The sequence below is a fragment of the Polymorphospora sp. NPDC050346 genome (assembly GCF_040655695.1).
Classification (GTDB): domain Bacteria; phylum Actinomycetota; class Actinomycetes; order Mycobacteriales; family Micromonosporaceae; genus Polymorphospora; species Polymorphospora lycopeni.
The window spans coordinates 95,749-112,476 of record NZ_JBFAKM010000007.1 but is presented as its reverse complement, the minus strand read 5'-3'; the positions used below and the strand labels follow the sequence as shown (position 1 = coordinate 112,476).

At 73.0% G+C, this 16,728-nt stretch carries 16 protein-coding genes and 1 pseudogene; 1 reads left to right on the top strand and 16 read right to left on the bottom strand.

All coding sequences use genetic code 11. From position 1 onward, the window contains the following. Positions 1–31 precede the first annotated feature (31 nt). The 6 genes from AB0I42_RS09835 to AB0I42_RS09810 all read right to left on the bottom strand — a co-directional run bounded on the left by AB0I42_RS09835 (position 32) and on the right by AB0I42_RS09810 (position 7,140). Entirely contained in the window at positions 32–2,404 is a 2,373-nt protein-coding gene (locus tag AB0I42_RS09835) for a polyribonucleotide nucleotidyltransferase (protein WP_357535849.1), read from the bottom strand. Positions 2,405–2,748: 344 nt separating this feature from the next. Next, positions 2,749–3,018, bottom strand: a complete 270-nt coding sequence (rpsO, locus tag AB0I42_RS09830; protein WP_212816431.1) for a 30S ribosomal protein S15 — start codon at positions 3,016–3,018, stop codon at positions 2,749–2,751. Positions 3,019–3,194: 176 nt separating this feature from the next. Further along, positions 3,195–4,124 carry a bifunctional riboflavin kinase/FAD synthetase gene (locus AB0I42_RS09825; protein ID WP_357535847.1) on the bottom strand — a complete coding sequence of 310 codons (930 nt, stop codon included), beginning with the start codon at positions 4,122–4,124 and terminating at the stop codon, positions 3,195–3,197. Between the two features lie 43 nt (positions 4,125–4,167). Next, positions 4,168–5,052, bottom strand: coding sequence for a tRNA pseudouridine(55) synthase TruB (gene truB, locus AB0I42_RS09820; RefSeq protein WP_357535846.1), 885 nt, complete (start codon positions 5,050–5,052; stop codon positions 4,168–4,170). A gap of 181 nt (positions 5,053–5,233) precedes the next feature. Continuing rightward, a complete protein-coding gene (locus tag AB0I42_RS09815; RefSeq protein ID WP_357535844.1) occupies positions 5,234–6,562 on the bottom strand; it encodes an MATE family efflux transporter in 1,329 nt (442 codons plus the stop codon). Between the two features lie 50 nt (positions 6,563–6,612). Continuing rightward, positions 6,613–7,140: an adenylate kinase gene (locus AB0I42_RS09810; RefSeq protein ID WP_357535843.1), complete on the bottom strand. Its 528-nt coding sequence runs from the start codon at positions 7,138–7,140 to the stop codon at positions 6,613–6,615. A gap of 380 nt (positions 7,141–7,520) precedes the next feature. Here AB0I42_RS09810 and AB0I42_RS09805 point away from each other — a divergent pair, with 380 nt between their 5' ends. Then, positions 7,521–7,643, top strand: a complete 123-nt coding sequence (locus AB0I42_RS09805; RefSeq protein ID WP_357535841.1) for a hypothetical protein — start codon at positions 7,521–7,523, stop codon at positions 7,641–7,643. Positions 7,644–7,651: 8 nt separating this feature from the next. Here the strand turns inward: AB0I42_RS09805 and AB0I42_RS09800 are convergent, their stop codons facing one another. From AB0I42_RS09800 to rimP, 10 genes and pseudogenes are all read right to left on the bottom strand, one after another. Beyond that, the gene (locus tag AB0I42_RS09800; protein ID WP_357535839.1) at positions 7,652–7,870 is read right to left on the bottom strand and encodes a DUF6186 family protein; all 219 of its coding nucleotides are present in this window, start codon (positions 7,868–7,870) and stop codon (positions 7,652–7,654) included. After that, a complete protein-coding gene (locus AB0I42_RS09795) occupies positions 7,867–8,274 on the bottom strand; it encodes a hypothetical protein (RefSeq protein WP_357535837.1) in 408 nt (135 codons plus the stop codon). Before AB0I42_RS09795 ends, AB0I42_RS09800 begins: the two co-directional genes overlap by 4 nt. Positions 8,275–8,316: 42 nt before the next feature. Further along, positions 8,317–9,369: a bifunctional oligoribonuclease/PAP phosphatase NrnA gene (locus AB0I42_RS09790; RefSeq protein ID WP_357536056.1), complete on the bottom strand. Its 1,053-nt coding sequence runs from the start codon at positions 9,367–9,369 to the stop codon at positions 8,317–8,319. Between the two features lie 32 nt (positions 9,370–9,401). After that, positions 9,402–9,899 (bottom strand): 30S ribosome-binding factor RbfA, encoded by a 498-nt coding sequence (rbfA, locus tag AB0I42_RS09785; protein ID WP_357535836.1) that lies wholly within the window; start codon positions 9,897–9,899, stop codon positions 9,402–9,404. A 192-nt stretch (positions 9,900–10,091) separates the two neighbouring features. Continuing rightward, positions 10,092–10,385 (bottom strand): DUF503 domain-containing protein, encoded by a 294-nt coding sequence (locus AB0I42_RS09780; protein ID WP_357535835.1) that lies wholly within the window; start codon positions 10,383–10,385, stop codon positions 10,092–10,094. Positions 10,386–10,435: 50 nt separating this feature from the next. Then, a complete protein-coding gene (locus tag AB0I42_RS09775; RefSeq protein ID WP_357535833.1) occupies positions 10,436–11,473 on the bottom strand; it encodes an SAM-dependent methyltransferase in 1,038 nt (345 codons plus the stop codon). Positions 11,474–11,572: 99 nt separating this feature from the next. Next, positions 11,573–14,551: a translation initiation factor IF-2 gene (gene infB, locus AB0I42_RS09770; protein WP_357535831.1), complete on the bottom strand. Its 2,979-nt coding sequence runs from the start codon at positions 14,549–14,551 to the stop codon at positions 11,573–11,575. A gap of 93 nt (positions 14,552–14,644) precedes the next feature. Beyond that, positions 14,645–14,976: pseudogene (locus tag AB0I42_RS09765) on the bottom strand (YlxR family protein). 14 nt (positions 14,977–14,990) lie between these two features. Then, positions 14,991–16,034 carry a transcription termination factor NusA gene (gene nusA, locus AB0I42_RS09760; protein ID WP_357535830.1) on the bottom strand — a complete coding sequence of 348 codons (1,044 nt, stop codon included), beginning with the start codon at positions 16,032–16,034 and terminating at the stop codon, positions 14,991–14,993. Further along, a complete protein-coding gene (gene rimP, locus AB0I42_RS09755; RefSeq protein ID WP_357535828.1) occupies positions 16,031–16,684 on the bottom strand; it encodes a ribosome maturation factor RimP in 654 nt (217 codons plus the stop codon). Before rimP ends, nusA begins: the two co-directional genes overlap by 4 nt. Positions 16,685–16,728 lie beyond the last annotated feature (44 nt).

The window sequence follows — 16,728 nt, the reverse complement described above, 5'->3', positions numbered from 1 at the left end:
CTCCTAGCTCGACGGTACGGCCCGACGGGGGTCAGCTGTGCCGGTTGCGGCGCCGACGCGGCTCGCCGCCGCCCTCGCCGCCGCCCTCGCCCCGGTCGCCGCGGCTCGGGCCGCGGTCGCCGCGGTCCCGGTCACCACGGTCGCGCGGGCCGCGGTCGGACCGGTCCCGGGCCGGCGGACGCTCGCCACCGGCCTCGGCCTCGGCCGCCTCCGGGGCCTCCTCGCCCTCGGGACGGACCTTGTCCAGGTAGATCTTGCCGCGGGCGTCGATGTCGGCGATCTGCACCTCGACCTTGTCGCCGACGTTGAGGAAGTCCTCGACCCGCTCGACCCGCTTGCCGTCGCCGACCTTGGAGATGTGCAGCAGGCCGTCCCGGCCGGGCAGCAGCGACACGAACGCGCCGAACGCGGCGGTCTTGACCACCGTGCCGAGGAACTTGTCGCCGACCTTGGGCAGGGTCGGGTTGGCGATCGCGTTGATCCGCTCGACCGCCGCCTCGGCGGCCGGACCGTTGGTCGCGCCGACGTAGATCGTGCCGTCGTCCTCGATCGAGATGTCGGCGCCGGTCTCGTCCTGGATCGCGTTGATGGTCTGCCCCTTCGGGCCGATCACCATGCCGATCTTGTCGACCGGGATCTTCACCGTGGTCACCCGCGGCGCGTAGTCGGACATCGTGGCCGGGCCCTCGATCGCCTGGCGCATCACGTCGAGGATGGTCTGCCGGGCCTCGTACGCCTGCTGCAGCGCGGCGGCCAGCACGTCGGACGGGATGCCGTCGAGCTTGGTGTCGAGCTGGAGCGCGGTGACGAACTCGGGAGTGCCGGCGACCTTGAAGTCCATGTCGCCGAACGCGTCCTCGGCACCGAGGATGTCGGTCAGCGTCACGTAGCGGGTCTTGCCGTCGACCTCGTCGGAGATCAGGCCCATCGCGATGCCGGCGACCGGCGCCTTCAGCGGCACACCGGCCGAGAGCAGGCCGAGGGTCGAGGCGCAGACCGAGCCCATGCTGGTCGAGCCGTTGGAGCCGAGCGCCTCGGAGACCTGCCGGATGGCGTACGGGAACTCCTCGCGGCTGGGCAGCACCGGGATGAGGGCCCGCTCGGCGAGCGCGCCGTGCCCGATCTCGCGCCGCTTCGGCGCGCCGACCCGGCCGGTCTCGCCGACCGAGTACGGCGGGAAGTTGTAGTTGTGCATGTAGCGCTTGGACTTCTCCGGCGACAGGGTGTCCAGCGTCTGCTCCAGGCGGAGCATGTTGAGCGTGGTGACGCCCATGATCTGGGTCTCGCCGCGCTCGAACAGGGCGCTGCCGTGCACCCGGGGCAGCACGCCGACCTCGGCGGTCAGCGGGCGGATGTCGCGCAGGCCCCGGCCGTCGATGCGGATCTCGTCGCGCAGTACGCGGGCCCGCACCTCGGACTTGGTCAGCGAGCGGAAGGCCGCGCCGACCTCCTTCTCGCGCCCCTCGAAGGTGGCGGCGAGCTGCTCGTAAGCCTTGTCCTTGATCCGGTCGAGGGCGTCCTCGCGCTCGGCCTTCGGGGCGATCTTGAGGGCCTCGGCGACCTCGCCGCGGACCGCCGCGGCGACGGCCTCGTAGACGTCGTCGGAGTAGTCGAGGAAGACCGGGAACTCCGCGACCGGCTTGGCGGCCACCTCGGCCAGCTCGCTCTGCGCCCGGCACAGCTCGCGGATGGCCGGCTTGGAAGCCTCCAGGCCGGCGGCGACGACCTCCTCGGTCGGGGCGGGCGCGCCACCGGCGACCAGGGCCACGGTGTGCTCGGTCGCCTCGGCCTCGACCATCATGATCGCCACGTCGCCGTCGGGCAGCGCCCGGCCGGCGACCACCATGTCGAAGGTGGCCCGGGCCAGTTCCTCGTGGGTCGGGAAAGCCACCCACTGGCCGTCGACGTGCGCGACCCGGGTCGCGCCGATCGGGCCGGAGAACGGCAGGCCGGACAGCTTGGTCGACATCGACGCCGCGTTGATCGCGACCACGTCGTAGGGGTGCGCCGGGTCGAGGGCGAGCACCGTCGCCACGACCTGGACCTCGTTGCGCAGGCCCTTGACGAACGAGGGGCGCAGCGGGCGGTCGATCAGCCGGCAGGTGAGGATCGCGTCCTCGCTCGGCCGGCCCTCGCGACGGAAGAACGAGCCGGGGATGCGGCCCGCGGCGTACATCCGCTCCTCGACGTCGACGGTCAGCGGGAAGAAGTCGAAGTGCTCCTTCGGCTGCTTGCTGGCGCTGGTCGCGGAGAGGACGACGGTCTCGCCGAGCTGGGCGAGCACCGATCCGGCGGCCTGCCGGGCGAGCCGGCCGGTCGAGAAGACGATCTCACGGGTGCCGAACGCCCCGTTGTCGATGACGGCCCTGCTGTGCTGGTTGCCGAGATTGGTCTGCTCGGTCATAGGTGTTTCGTGCTCCTTCGGTCGTGGGCCCACGACCCCGCCGGAGCTGTTCAGACAGCCGGTCTTCGATCGAAGCGCCCGGGGGAGCCGGCTCGGAACGGCCGGCTGGCCCGGGGGCCACTACCGAGGACCGGTGCGCTGACCGGCTCACGATGGCAAGGGCGCTGGTGCCCTGTCGTGCCGTCGCCGGTGGCGACGGTGGTCTCGAGTGTCGCCTCGGCGGCGACGGGTGGTCTCGAATGTCGCCTCGGCGGCGACGGGTGGTCTCGATCGTCGCCGGGTCGGCGACGGGTTCCGTGGTGACGGACTCGGGGGGAGCGGCACCGGCCGCTCCCCCCGACAAGTCACCTACGCAGGCCGAGCCGCTCGATGAGCGCCCGGTAGCGGTTGATTTCCTTCTTCTGGAGGTAGTTGAGCAGCCGGCGGCGGCGACCGACCAGCAGCAGCAGACCACGACGGCTGTGGTGGTCGTGCTTGTGCACCTTCAGGTGCTCGGTCAGCTCCGCGATCCGCTTGGTCAGCACCGCGACCTGCACCTCGGGCGAACCGGTGTCACCCTCGACGGTCGCGTACTCCTGGCGGATCTTAGCCTTGGACTCTTGGTCGAGCGCCATTTTCTCCCTGTTTCCGTGGGTTTGGATCGCAAACCTCGCACCCGCGGCGTCGTGCAGGCACGCGAGGCCCACCGTCGGTAACCCGACGTCCCGCCCAGGTTACCAGCCCGCAACCGCGCCTTCGCGCTACCGCCCACCGGGCACGTCCGGCCCGGCCGGTGGGCCGCCGGTCGCCGTCACCCGTCGGTGAGCACCGCACGGGTCCGCTCGACGTCCAGGGCCATCTGCCGGACCAGCGGTTCCACGCCGTCGTACCGGCGCATCTCCCGCAGGTGCGCCACGAAGTCCAGCGCCAGCCGCTCACCGTAGAGGTCGCCGTCGAAGTCCAGCACGTACGCCTCGACCCGCCGTTCCCGGCCGCTGAACGTCGGGTTGGTGCCGATCGACACCGCCGCCCGGTGCCGCTGCCCCCGGCACACGAGCCACGCCGCGTAGATCCCGTCGGCGGGCACCGCCGCGTAGCGGTGGCACAGCAGGTTGGCGGTCGGGAAGCCGATCTCCCGGCCGCGCTGGTCACCGCGTACGACGACCCCCTCCAGCCGGTGCGGGCGCCCCAGGGCGCGGGCCGCCGCCTCGACGTCGCCGGCGTCGACCCCGGCCCGGATGTACGTCGACGAGAACACCGTGCCGTCCTGCGACACCAGCGGTGCCCCCTCGACCGCGAAGCCGAACGTACGCCCGAGCCGGCCGAGCAGTTCGACGTCACCGGCCGCCCGGTGCCCGAACCGGAAGTTGTCCCCCACCACGACCAGCGCGGCGTGCAGGTGCTCGACCAGCACGTCGTGCACGAACCCCTCCGGCGGCAGCCGGGAGAAGGCGGCCGTGAACGGCAGGACGCACAGCACGTCGACGCCGAGTGCCTCGATCAGTTCGGCCTTGCGGGCCGGCTCGGTCAGCACCGCGGGATGCGAGCCGGGCCGGACCACCTCCGCCGGGTGCGGGTCGAACGTCACCACCACCGACTTCACGCCGAGATCACCGGCCCGCTTCACGGCGTGCGTGATGGTCGCCTGATGGCCCTTGTGGACGCCGTCGAACACCCCGATCGTCACCACCGCGCGACCCCAGCCGCCCGGTGCCGCGTCGTACCCCCGCCAGCGCTGCATCAGCCTTCCTTCCCCCCGTCGTGCCCCGCGCCCGCCTGCCGCGTCATGCCGGGGCGAGCACGATCTCGGCCCGGGCCCGCCCTTCCCGTTCGCTGACGATAGCGAGCAGGCCGCCGTCCGGACCGAAGACCGCGTACGGGCCGACGATGCCGGCCGGCTTCAGCGGGCCGCCGTGCGACAGCACCTTCGCCTCGGCGGCGTCGGCCTCGCGCTGCGGGAAGTAGCGGCGGGCGGCCTGCGTGAGCGGCAGGTTCACCACGTCCGGCGCCCGCCGCTCCAGTTCCTCGAGGGTGGCCGCCTCGGCCAGGGTGAACCCGCCGACGGACGTACGGCGCAGTGCCGTCAGGTGTCCACCGACCCGCAGCGACGTGCCGAGATCCCGGGCGATGGCGCGCACGTAGGTGCCGGACGACACCGCGAGGTCGACGTCCACGTCGACGACGCCGGGCTGGTCGCGGCGGATCGCGAGCACGTCGAGGCGGGACACGGTGACCCGGCGGGCGGCGAGTTCGACCTGCTCGCCGTCGCGTACCCGCTTGTAGGCCCGCTGCCCGTCGATCTTGATCGCGCTGACCGCGCTGGGCACCTGGTCGATCTCGCCGGTGAGCGCGGCGAGCCCGGCCCGGATCGCGTCGTCGGTGACCGTGTCGGCGGCCGTGGTGGCGATCACCTCGCCCTCGGCGTCGTCGGTCACCGTCGACTGTCCGAGCCGGATCGTGGCGGTGTAGCCCTTGTCGGACCCGATCACGTACGTCAGCAGCCGGGTGGCCCGGCCGACGCCGACGACCAGTACGCCGGTGGCCATCGGATCGAGGGTGCCGCCGTGTCCCACCCGCCGTGTCCTGGCCAGTCGCCGGATGCGGGCGACGACGTCGTGGGACGTCATCCCGCCGGCCTTGTCAACCACGATGAGCCCGTCACTATGCACGGTCGTCCACCCTGCCAGACCCCCGTCTCCCCGTCCCCGCGGCCCACCCGTGATCCTCGTGATCAGGGAGCAGGTCGGGCGTGTCGCCCTCCCGCTCCCTGATCACCGGGATCAAGGCGCTGGACCGGGGCGCCGGGCCGCGGCCGGCGGGCGCCGGAAGGGGTGGGTGCGCGGGGCGGCGTCAGCGGACCGCGCCGACGACCGCCCAGCGGCCGGAGCGAGTCCGCAGCAGCAGGCCGACCAGCCGGATGACGACCATCAGCACCAGTCCGGCCCAGATCCCGCCCAGCCCGAGGTCGAGGGCGTACGCCGCCCAGATGGCGGGCAGGAACCCGCCCAGTGTCGCCACCAGGGTCAGGTTGCGCAGGTAGCGGACGTCGCCGGCCCCGATCAGCACCCCGTCGAGGGCGAACACGACCCCGGCCAGCGGCTGCATCGCCACGAACCACGGCCAGGCCAGCATCGCCTGGTCGCGTACCGCCGGGTCCGGGCTGAACCATCCCGGCACGACGCCGGAGCCGACGGCGATGAGCACCGCGAACACCAGCCCGCAGGCGACGCCGAGCAGGGCGATCCGGCGGGCCAGCCAGCGGGCGCCGTCGGCGTCGCCGCCGCCGAGGGCGGCGCCGACCAGCGACTGGGCGGCGATCGCGACGGCGTCGAGGGCCAGCGCGGTGAAGAAGAACAGTTGTACGGCGATCTGGTGGGCGGCGACCGAGGCGGCGCCGAAGCGGGCCGCGACGCCGGTGGCGGACAGGAAGCAGATCTGGAACGCGGCGCCCCGCATCAGCAGGTCCCGGCTGACCGCGAGCTGGCGACGGATGACCGAGGGGTCGGGGCGCAGGGCCGCCCGCTCGACGAGCAGGGCGCGGGCGAAGAGCAGCCCACCGAGGCTCTGGGCGACGACGTTGGCGATGGCGGAGCCGGGCAACCCGAGGCCGACGGGATAGACCAGCACCGGGCAGAGCATCGCGGACAGGACGTTTGCCGCCAGTACGTAGACCACCGGCCGCCGGGTCTCCTGCACGCCCCGCATCCAGCCGTTGCCGGCGGCGGCCAGGAGCAGGCCGGGGGCGCCCAGCGCGGCGATCCGCATCCACTGCGCGGCGGCGTCGGCCACCTCGGTGCCACCGCCGGCGAGGGTACGCGCCAGCGGCCCGGCCACGACCTGCATGCCGAGCGCGACGGCGACACCGACGGTGAACGCGAGCCAGGACGCCTGGACGCCCTCGGCGACGGCGGCGGCCCGGTCGCCGGCGCCGTAGCGGCGGGCGGCCCGCCCGGTGGTCCCGTACGCCATGACGGTGCCGAGCCAGGCGATCAGGGTCAGTACGGTTCCGCCGACGGCCAGCGCGGCGAGCGGCACCCGGCCGAGGTGGCCGACGACGGCGGTGTCGACGAGCACGTAGACGGGCTCGGCGGCGAGCACGACGAGGGCGGGCAGGGCGAGGCCGGCGATCCGGCGCAGCGTGGCACGGGATGTCGCGGGTGGGGCCGTGGGGTGACTCATCGTCCCGCATCCTCACACGGGCCGGTAATGAGTGACAACCTCCTGACCACTTACTCAGGCGGTCGCCCGTACGCCATGCCGCCGGCGAGCCAGCGGCGCACCTCGCGCCGGCTGCGCAGCCGTACGACGGCGAGTCGTGGCGTGTGGGCGGCGACCGCCGCGAGAAGGTGTGTCCGGGGCCGACCGGGATAGCTCCAGATCCAGCGCAGGAACGCCGGGGTGAGCCGTTCGGGGCAGCCGGGGTGCAGGTCCGGGCGGCCGGTGGCGCGGGACCGCCAGCGACGCCGCAGCACCGCCCACAGACAGACCAGCCGGGGCAGGTCACACAGGACGAGCAGGTCGGCGCGGGGCAGCCGCAGGTCGAGGGTGGAGCCGTAGTTGCCGTCCATCACCCAGGCGTCGGCGGCGGCCAGCCGGCCGACGGTGGCCCGCCAGCGGTCCGGTTCGGTCGCCACCCAGCCCGGCTGCCAGTAGTGCCGGTCGAGGTGCACGACGGGCAACTCGAGCCGCTCGCCGAGTTGCCGCGCGAGGGTGGACTTGCCCGCGCCGCCGCTGCCGACGACGAGGATCCGGCGCACGGCCCGATCGTATCGCCGGGGCGTGCGCCCGGCGGCCGTACGGCGACGGTCGGTCGGCGGCGCCCCGGGTGTCCGGGACGGCCCGGCCGGCGATGGACGCCGGTGCTACTGGCGGGTGTCCATCGAGGTCTGCAGGGCGCGGCGGGCCTGCTCGCGGGCCTCGTCGCTGGTCTCGGGCTTCGGCTTGCTCGCCATGGGAGGTTCCTTCCAGGGTGCGCCGGGAGGTCCGGCCGGCGGCGGACACGTGAGGGTGTCGGGCGCGGGTCGGATCGGCGATGGGCGGTGGTGCTGGTCGCCGGCGGCGGCCGTCCGGGATCACCGGAAGCGGACTGCCGGGGCAGCGTGCCGGCCCGGGTCTGGTCGACCCTGGAGGTCGGGACGTGGTGGGCCTCGCCCGGATCGCCACCCACGGGGGCAGCGCGGTGACGGGCACGGCGCGCACCGTCACCCAAGCTATCGTTCAGGTCCACATCCTGCGCACCATTCCCGTGATGCGAGAATGATCACCAGGTCAGCGGGCGAAGAAATGCCACCCCAGCCACCACCAGAAGCCGAACACCCCGATCCGGCCGACCGGCACCCGGCCGACCTCGTACTGCATCACGTAGGCGCAGACGTCGCCCAGCGTCGGGATCCTCGAACCCTCCCGGCGCGCCGCCCACTCCGTCACCAGGAACAGCACGATGGCCACGGCGAAGCCGCCGATCGCCAGCAGACGGGTGCCGCTCATCGCCGGACCAGCCCCCAGAACGCCGCGAGCCAGGCGAAGTAGGCCGCCGAACGGATCAGCGGCTCCTCGAGCAGCGGGTCGGCGAGCTTGGAGAAGGTGGGGAACTCCTCGGACGACCCGAGGAAGAACGTCGCCCCCTCGAAGACGGCGAAGATCACCGCCGGCAGCACCCACCAGACGGCGGGCCGACCGAACGAGCGGGGCGCCGGCCGGCGCGGCAACCGGTTGGACAGCCCCAACCAGACCAGCGTGCCGCCGGTGCCGATCGCGTAGAGGTTCGCCTGGGTGGAGAACGACGGGAACTGACCCCCGATCACCGACAGCAACGCCAGCACCGGAACCGTGACCAGTGGTCTGTCCCAGGCCCGGGGCACCGACGCGGTGAGTTCCTGCGGCTGTTCCATCAACCGATTGTCACCTGCTGTCCGGTGCGACGGAAACCCGGATCAGACTCCGGCTTGTCCCGGAACCTCCGGATCGATCAGTGCCGTGTCCAACTCGTCCCGGATCGCCGCCGCCACCTCGTGGGCGGTGCCACGCCCGGTGAACCCCGCGGCGAGCCGGTGCCCGCCGCCGCCGAGCGCCACCGCGACACGGCTGACGTCGACCGCGCCCTTGCTTCGCATCGACACCGCCCACTCCCGGGTGCCGGTCTGCTTGACCACGCAGCTCACGTCCGCCTCGGCGGCGCACCGGACCGAGTCGATCAACGGCTCGAGAACGTACGGCCGCTGTCCGTGCCGGGCCAGGTCATCCTGGGTCGCGTACGTCCACACCATGCCGTGACCACCGGCCGCGGCCGGATCGAGCGTCGTCCGGCTCAGCACCTCGCCGTACAACCGGATCGCACCGAACGGGCGGGTGTCGAAGATCCGCCGGGAGATCTCGCCCGGCCGGATGCCGGTGGCGAGCAGGCGGGCCGCCATCTCGTGCACCGCCGGGGTGGTCATGTCGAACCGGAACGAGCCGGTGTCGGTGGCCAACGCCACGTAGAGACACTCGGCGATCTCCCGGTCGAGCGGCACCCCGAGCCGGGTGAGCAGCCGCTCGGCGACCACCGAGGTCGCGGCGGCGGCCGGGTCGACCAGGTGGATCCCGCCGAAGCGGGTGTTGGACGCGTGGTGGTCGAGCACGATCGCCGGCGCCCGGTCGAGCCGGTCGACCAGGTCACCGAGCCGCGACTCACTGGCCGCGTCGAAGCACAGCACCAGGTCGGGATCGGCGATCGCCTGCGCGGCGGGCACCAGCAGGTCGAGGCCGGGCAGCGCCCGGAACGGTTCCGGCACCTCGGGCGGGCCGGGGAACGTGGCCTGGAGCTGACGTACGCCGAGCCGGCGCAGCCCCAGCCCGAACCCCAGCATGCTGCCCAGCGCGTCCCCGTCGGGGTTGACGTGGCAGATCAGCAGCACCCGCCCACCGGCCGGCAACGACCGGACGGCGGCCACCGCCGCCACCCAGTCCTCCTCCGTCGGCCCGCCGGGTGCGGGCGGCTCGGCCAGAGCCGCCCCGTTGCCGCCGCCCGAGGCGTCGGTCACCGCCGGTGCTCCGCGGCGTCGGCCGGTCCCGCGCCGGCGACCCGGTCCTCGTCGCCCTCGCCGTCGCTGTCGTCGGTGTCTTCCACCCGGTAGGGCTGCGCCTCACCGGCGTACTGGGCCCGGGCGGCGAGCCGCTGCACCTCGGCGTCGGCGTTGCGGGCCGCGGCGAGCAGCTCGTCGATGTGCTTCACCTGGTCCTGCACGTTGTCCAGGACGAACGTCAGGGTCGGCGAGTGGCGCAGCCCGAGGGCCTTGCCGACGGTGCTGCGCAGCATGCCCTTGGCGCTCTCCAGCGCGGCCGCGGTGCCGGCCTGGGCCGCCGCGTCGCCGAGCACCGTGTAGTAGACCGTCGCGTCCCGCAGGTCGGCGGTTATCCGGGCGTCGGTGATCGTGATCATGCCGAGCCGGGGGTCCTTGATCTGGGTACGCACCACCGAAGCCACCAGTTCACGTACCCGCTCCGCGTGCCGACGTACCTTGGCCGGGTCCGACATCTCGCCACCTCCACGGCATCCTGCGTTCCAGGACAGTGCTCAACCGTCAACGGACATTCCGTACCTGCGGGCCGGCGGCCGACCGGGTCGTCGTGCCGCCGGTGACCGGGCCGGTGCCCACGACTGGAACATTACCTTCGCCGCGGCCGGCCACACCTGCCGGCGCAACCCCGGTCACACCGGCCCGGGCGGTCAGTCGTCGGGGCCGTGCAGCCGGCGCCGGACCGACAGCAGTTCGGTCTCGGGGCGGCCGGCCACCAGCCGCTCACAGGAGTCGAGGACGGTGCGGACGTGGGCCGCCTCGGCGGCCACCACGGCCACCGCTATCTCGGCGCGGCCGTGCAGGTCGAGGGCGCCCACCTCGGCCGCCGACACCTCGAACCGGCGCAGGGCGGCGACGATGGGGCGTACGTAGGAGCGTTTCGCCTTCAGCGACCGGGAGTCGCCGGGCAGGAGCAGGTCGAAGACCGCGGTTCCGGTGAACATCGCCGGTCAGCGTAGCGAACCGGTCCCCGGGGTTCACCCGGGTTTCCCGCTCACCCGGGTTTGCGGGCCACCAGGACGTCACGTTCGATGGCCTGGTCGACCCGGTGCGAGAAGTCGAGGTAGCCCGGCCCGTCCACGGGCACCAGGCCGGCGTCGGCGAGCACGGCGGCGGCCTCGTCGCGCCGGGCGACGTGGGTGTTCCACGAGATGCCTACCGCGCCGCCGGGACGGAGCAGTTCGGCCCAGACCGGCACCGCCGCCGCCAGCAGGTCCAACGGCCGGCGGGACAGCCCCTGTTCGGTACGGCTGCCGTGGGCGACCCCGTACGGGGCGTCGGCGACCACCACGTCGGCGCAGCCGGCCCGCAGGAACTCCCGGGCCCGGATGGTGTCGCCGTGCAGCACGGTGACCCGCTGGGTGGCTCCGGACCGGTAGTCGTCCTTCGAGCCGGCGAGGACCGCCTCGAACCGCCGCGCGACGAGTCGCCGGTCCCGGCGCACCGGGGTGGTCTCCGCGGTGTGCTTGAGCCGCTTGCGCTTGAGCCAGGTACGCAGGAACGCCGAGTACGCGTCGACGTCCTTGCCGTCCAGTTCGACCCCGATCGCGTCGTAGCCGTACATGAGGGCCTGGTTGAGGGTGGTGCCCCGGCCGCACAGCGGGTCGAGCACGACGAGCTGCCGGTCGAGCATGTCGGGCGCGGACGCCGACGCCAGCAGGGTGACGTTGAGCAGCAGCCGGGTGAACTGTTCGTTGGTCTTGCCGGCGTACTTCGGGATGGTGATCAGGTCGTCGTCGAAGCGCGCCAGCGGGTGCAGCGGTACGGGGCGCAGCAGGTCGTCGCCGACCCGCTCGAACAGCGCGTACGCCGCCGACAGGTTCGCCAGCCGGTCGACGTCGCGCCGGCTCGGGGTCGCCTCGAAGGTGACGTAGCCGACGCCGGCGATCTCCCGCTCGGCGATGTCGCCGACCGGCCCGTCGAGGACCCCGGCCGCGGCCAGCACGGCCAGCTCGGCCCGGGTCATCCGGCCGGCCGCGTCGGCGTAGACGCGGTTGGCCGACGGGGCCAGCAGCAGGGCGTACTCGGTCATCGTGGGGTTCTTCCGTTTCGCTGGTGCGAGGGCCGGGGCAGGACGCGATCCGGGGAGGGACCCCGTACGGGTGTCCCTCCCCGGATCAACGCGGATCGGTCAGGAGCGCGGCTTCTCCCGCATCTCGAAGGTCTCGATGAGGTCGCCGACCTGGACGTTGTTGTAACCGCTCAGGGTCAGACCGCACTCGAAGCCCTCGCGCACCTCGGTCGCGTCGTCCTTGAAGCGCTTGAGCGAGCTGATCGTGATGTTGTCCGCCACGACCGCGCCGTCACGCAGGAGACGTGCCTTGGCGTTACGCCGGATGACACCCGACCGCACGATGCAGCCGGAGATGTTGCCGACCTTGGACGAGCGGAAGACGTCGCGGATCTCCGCGCTGCCCAGCTCGACCTCTTCGTATTCGGGCTTGAGAAGGCCCTTGAGCGCGGCGTCGATCTCCTCGATGGCCTGGTAGATGACGGTGTAGTACCGGATCTCCACGCCCTCGCGGTCGGCGATCTCCCGGACCTTGTTGGAGGCCCGGACGTTGAAGCCGATGATCGTGACCGCCTCGGAGGAGGCGCTCGCCAGCATGACGTCGCTCTCGGTGATCGCACCGACGCCCCGGTGGATGATCCGCAGTTGGACCTCTTCCGGGATGTCCAGCTTGAACAGCGCGTCCTCGAGCGCCTCCACGGAACCGGAGACGTCGCCCTTGAGCACCAGGTTGAGCGAGGTCTTCTCGCCCTCCTTGAGCTGCTCCATGAGCGTCTCGAGGGTGGCCCGCCCGCGGCTGTTGGCGAAGCTCGCCGCCCGCCGCCGGGCCTGCCGCTGCTCGGCGATCTGACGCACCGTGCGGTCGTCCTCGGCCGCGAGGAACGTGTCGCCGGCGCCCGGGACCGCGGTCAGACCGAGGACCAGGACCGGACGTGCCGGACCGGCCTCGCTGACCGGCTTGCCGTTCTCGTCGAGCATCGCCCGGACCCGGCCGTGCGCCCCACCGGCGACGATCGAGTCGCCCGCCCGCAGGGTGCCCTTCTGGACCAGGACGGTCGCCACCGCACCACGACCCTTGTCGAGGTGGGCCTCGATCGCGACACCCTGGGCCGGCCCGTCGATCGGAGCGGTCAGCTCCAGCGACGCGTCGGCGGTCAGCAGCACCGCCTCGAGCAGTTCGTCGATGCCGATGCCCGGCTTGGCGGCCACGTTGACGAACATGGTGTCGCCGCCGTACTCCTCGGCGACCAGTCCGTATTCGGTGAGCTGCTGGCGGACCTTGTCGGGGTTCGCCTCCGGCTTGTCGACCTTGTTGACCGCGACCACGATCGGCACGTCGGCCGCCTTGGCGTGGTTGAGCGCCTCGATCGTCTGCGGCATGACGCCGTCGTCGGCCGCGACGACCAGGACCACGATGTCGGTGACCTGGGCACCACGGGCACGCATGGCGGTGAACGCCTCGTGACCCGGGGTGTCGATGAAGGTCAGCGCGCGGTCGACGCCGTCGTGCGGTACGTGCACCTGGTAGGCACCGATGTGCTGGGTGATGCCACCGGCCTCGCCCGCGACGACGTTGGCCTTGCGGATCGCGTCGAGCAGCTTGGTCTTACCGTGGTCGACGTGACCCATGACGGTCACCACCGGCGGCCGGCTGACCAGGCGGTCCTCGGCGACCTCGGCGTCGAGGTCGATGTTGAACTGGGCCAGCAGCTCGCGGTCCTCGTCCTCCGGGCTGACGATCTGCACGTCGAAGCCGAGGTGCTCACCGAGCAGCAGGAGGGTGTCGTCGGAGCACGACTGGGTCGCGGTGACCATCTCGCCCAGGTTGAACATCTCCTGGACCAGCGAACCCGGGTTGGCGTTGATCTTGTCGGCGAAGTCGGACAGCGAGGCGCCGCGCGACAACCTGACGACCTGACCCTGACCCCGGGGGGCACCCGAGCTCATGGTCGGTGCGGACAGGTTGTCGAACTCTTGTCTGCGCTGCTTCTTCGACTTCCGGCCACGGGTCGGCTTGCCACCCGGACGCCCGAAGGCGCCCGCGGCACCGCCGCCACGGCCACGACCGCCACCACCGGGGCGACCCGCGCCACCGGCCGGAGCGCCGCCACCGGGACGGAAGCCGCCACCGGCACCGCCGCCACCGCCACCACCGGGACCGCCGCGGAAGCCACCGCCACCGCCGCCGCCACCACCGGGACCGCCGCGGAAGCCACCGCCACCGCCGCCACCACCGGGACGGAAGCCGCCGCCGCCACCGCCGGGACGACCGGCACCGCCGCCGGGACGACCGGCGCCACCGCCGGGGCCGCCACCCGGGCGACCCGGACGCTGCGAGGGCATCGACGCGGGGCTCGGCCGCGGCGGCATCGAAGCCGGGCTCGGCCGCGGCGGCATGGAGGCCGGGTTGGGCCGCGGGCCGCCACCGGTCTGCGGTGCCGGACGCTGACCACCCGGGGTGATGCCGAACGGGTTGTTGCCGCCGCTACGCGCGGGCGGCCGGCCACCGGGACGACCCGGCGCCGGAGCCGGCGCGCCGGGCGCGCTCGGCCGGTTCGCGGCCGGCGAACCCGGACGCGGGGGAACCGCGGTCGGACCCGGCTTCGGTCGCGGCGCGCCGCCGTCGGCCGGCGGCTCCCGCCGGGCCGGCGCCTCGCGCTGCTGCTGCCGGGCAGCCTGCGCCGCCTTGACGGTGGCCTCCTGCTCGGCCTTGAGGGCCGCGGCGCGCGCCTCGGCGGCCGCCACCTCGATGTCGTGGGCACTCGCCGGCTTGGCCACCGGTGCTGCCGGCGGCTGCGGCGGCCCGGGAACCGGCCCCTTCGGCCGGACCGGCGGAGCCGGTCGGCGGGGCGGCATGGGCTTGGCCGAGATCCTGGCGGGGCTGCCGGGACTCGGTGCTGCGGGTGTCGGGGCGGCGGGGGCCGAGGGCTGCTCCGACGATGCGACGAACGCGCCGCGCAGCCGCCGGGCGACGGGTGCCTCCACGGTGCTCGACGCGGACTTGACGAACTCGCCCATTTCCTTCAACTTGGCGAGAACGGTCTTGCTTTCGACCCCGAGCTCTTTTGCCAGCTCGTGTACGCGGGCCTTGCCTGCCACTGCACTCCTCACTCCGAGGTCGTGCGGGCAGATCCCGCAGCGACCTCACTCGTGCACTTGAAGCCTGGTCATTTCAGGGACTTCATCGTGTGCTCATGTCGGTCGTCCTACCTTGCTTGCGACCCTCGCCCGGTCGGATGACCGGACGTAGTGGTTGACGCGCGGAGGTACTCGGCCAGCTCACCGGTGTCAGGTGCCCCGGTGATGCGCAACGCCCGCCCGAAGGCGCGGCGTCGCTGCGCCAGCGTGAAGCAAGCCGGATCAGGATGCAGGTGCGCGCCCCGACCCGGCCGGCTGCGGCGCGGATCGGGACAGAGGCTGTGACCAGCACCGATCTCGATCGCGACGATCCGCAACAGTTCGGCGGCCGGCGCACGACGCCGGCAACCCACACATGTGCGGACCGGCAACGCACGACGAACCACGAGAAAGTCTACCCCTACGCGCCGGCAACCGCTCCGCCCGGCTCGGCAGCGTGATCACGTACGCCCCGGTCGCCGGGAGCCGACTGTTCGGTATCGGGCCGGATGTCGATCCGCCAACCGGTCAACCGGGCCGCAAGTCGGGCGTTCTGCCCCTCGCGGCCGATCGCGAGCGAGAGCTGGAAATCGGGCACCGTGACCCGGGCGGTACGCGTCGCGGCGTCGACGACCTCGACCCGCAGCGCCTTGGCCGGCGACAACGCGAACCCGACGAACGCCGCCGGGTCGTCGGACCAGTCGATGATGTCGATTTTCTCACCGTGCAGCTCGCTCATCACCGCCCGGACCCGCTGCCCCATCGGGCCGATGCAGGCGCCCTTCGGGTTGACCCCGGGCGCCGTCGAGCGCACCGCGATCTTCGTACGGTGACCTGCCTCACGTGCGATGGCGGCGATCTCGACGGTGCCGTCGGCGATCTCCGGCACCTCCAGCGCGAAAAGTTTCTTGACCAGGTTGGGGTGCGACCGGGAGAGCGTGATCTGCGGGCCGCGGAAGCCCTTGGCCACGTGGACCACCACGCACCGGATCCGCTGGCCGTGCTCGTAGACCTCACCGGGCACCTGCTCCGACTGCGGCAGCACCGCCTCGAGCTTGCCCAGGTCGACGGTGACGATGCCCTTCTCGGCCCGCGCCTCGTGCGCCTGCACGACCCCGGTCACCAGGTCACCGTCGCGGCCGACGTACTCGCCGAAGTGCACCTCGTCGGTGGCCTCCCGCAGCCGCTGGAGGATCACCTGCTTGGCGGTCATCGCCGCGATCCGGCCGAAGTCGTGCGGGGTGTCGTCCCACTCCCGTACGACGGTGCCGTCGGGGTCCGTCTCCTGGGCGTAGACCAGCGCCGCCCCGTTCTTGCGGTCGATCTCCACCCGGGCGTGGGGCTCGGCGCCCTCGGTGTGCCGGTAGGCCGTGAGCAGCGCGGTCTCGATCGCCGCGAGAATCGTGTCGAACGGGATCTCCCGCTCGCGTTCCAGTGCGCGCAACGCCGCGAGGTCGATGTTCACCTCTGCTCGCCCTCCACTTCGTCGTCGTCGGGTTCGTCGGCGTCGTCGATCTCGTCGAGATCGTCGTCGGCCACCTCGTCGAGCCGGGTGAACTCCACCTGGACGCGGCCGGGGCCGAGGTCGACGTGCTTCCATTCGTGGGTGACACCGTCGACGTCGAGGGCCACCCCGGCGTCGTCGGCGGCGACCACCCGTCCGGTCACCTGCCGCTCGCCCGCGGTGACCTTGACCAGCCGGCCGACGCTGCGCCGCCAGTGCCGGGGCAGGGTCAGCGGGCGGTCGACGCCGGGCGAGCTGACCTCGAGCTGGTATTCGCCGACGAGCAACTCGGTGCCGTCCTCCTCGGCGGCGTCGAGCGCCGCCGAGACGGCCCGCGAGACGTCGGCGACGGCGTCCAGGCCGATGCCCGCCTCACCGTCGACGATCACCCGTACGACGTGCCGGCGGCCGGCCCGGGAGACCGAGACGTCCTCCAGGAAGTAGCCGGCGGCGGTGACGACCGGTTCGATCACCGCGCGCAGCCGGGCGCGGCGGGCCGAGAGGTCGGCGCGGGGCCGGTCGGCGGGACGGGGGCGCTCGCCGCTGCGCGGCCGGGCCTCGCCGCGCGATCCGGGCGCCGGCCTGCCGGAGGCGCGGCCACGCTGCGTCATCTGGCGGACCCCTTCACCATCGTCGGCCCCGGCGGGCAATGCCG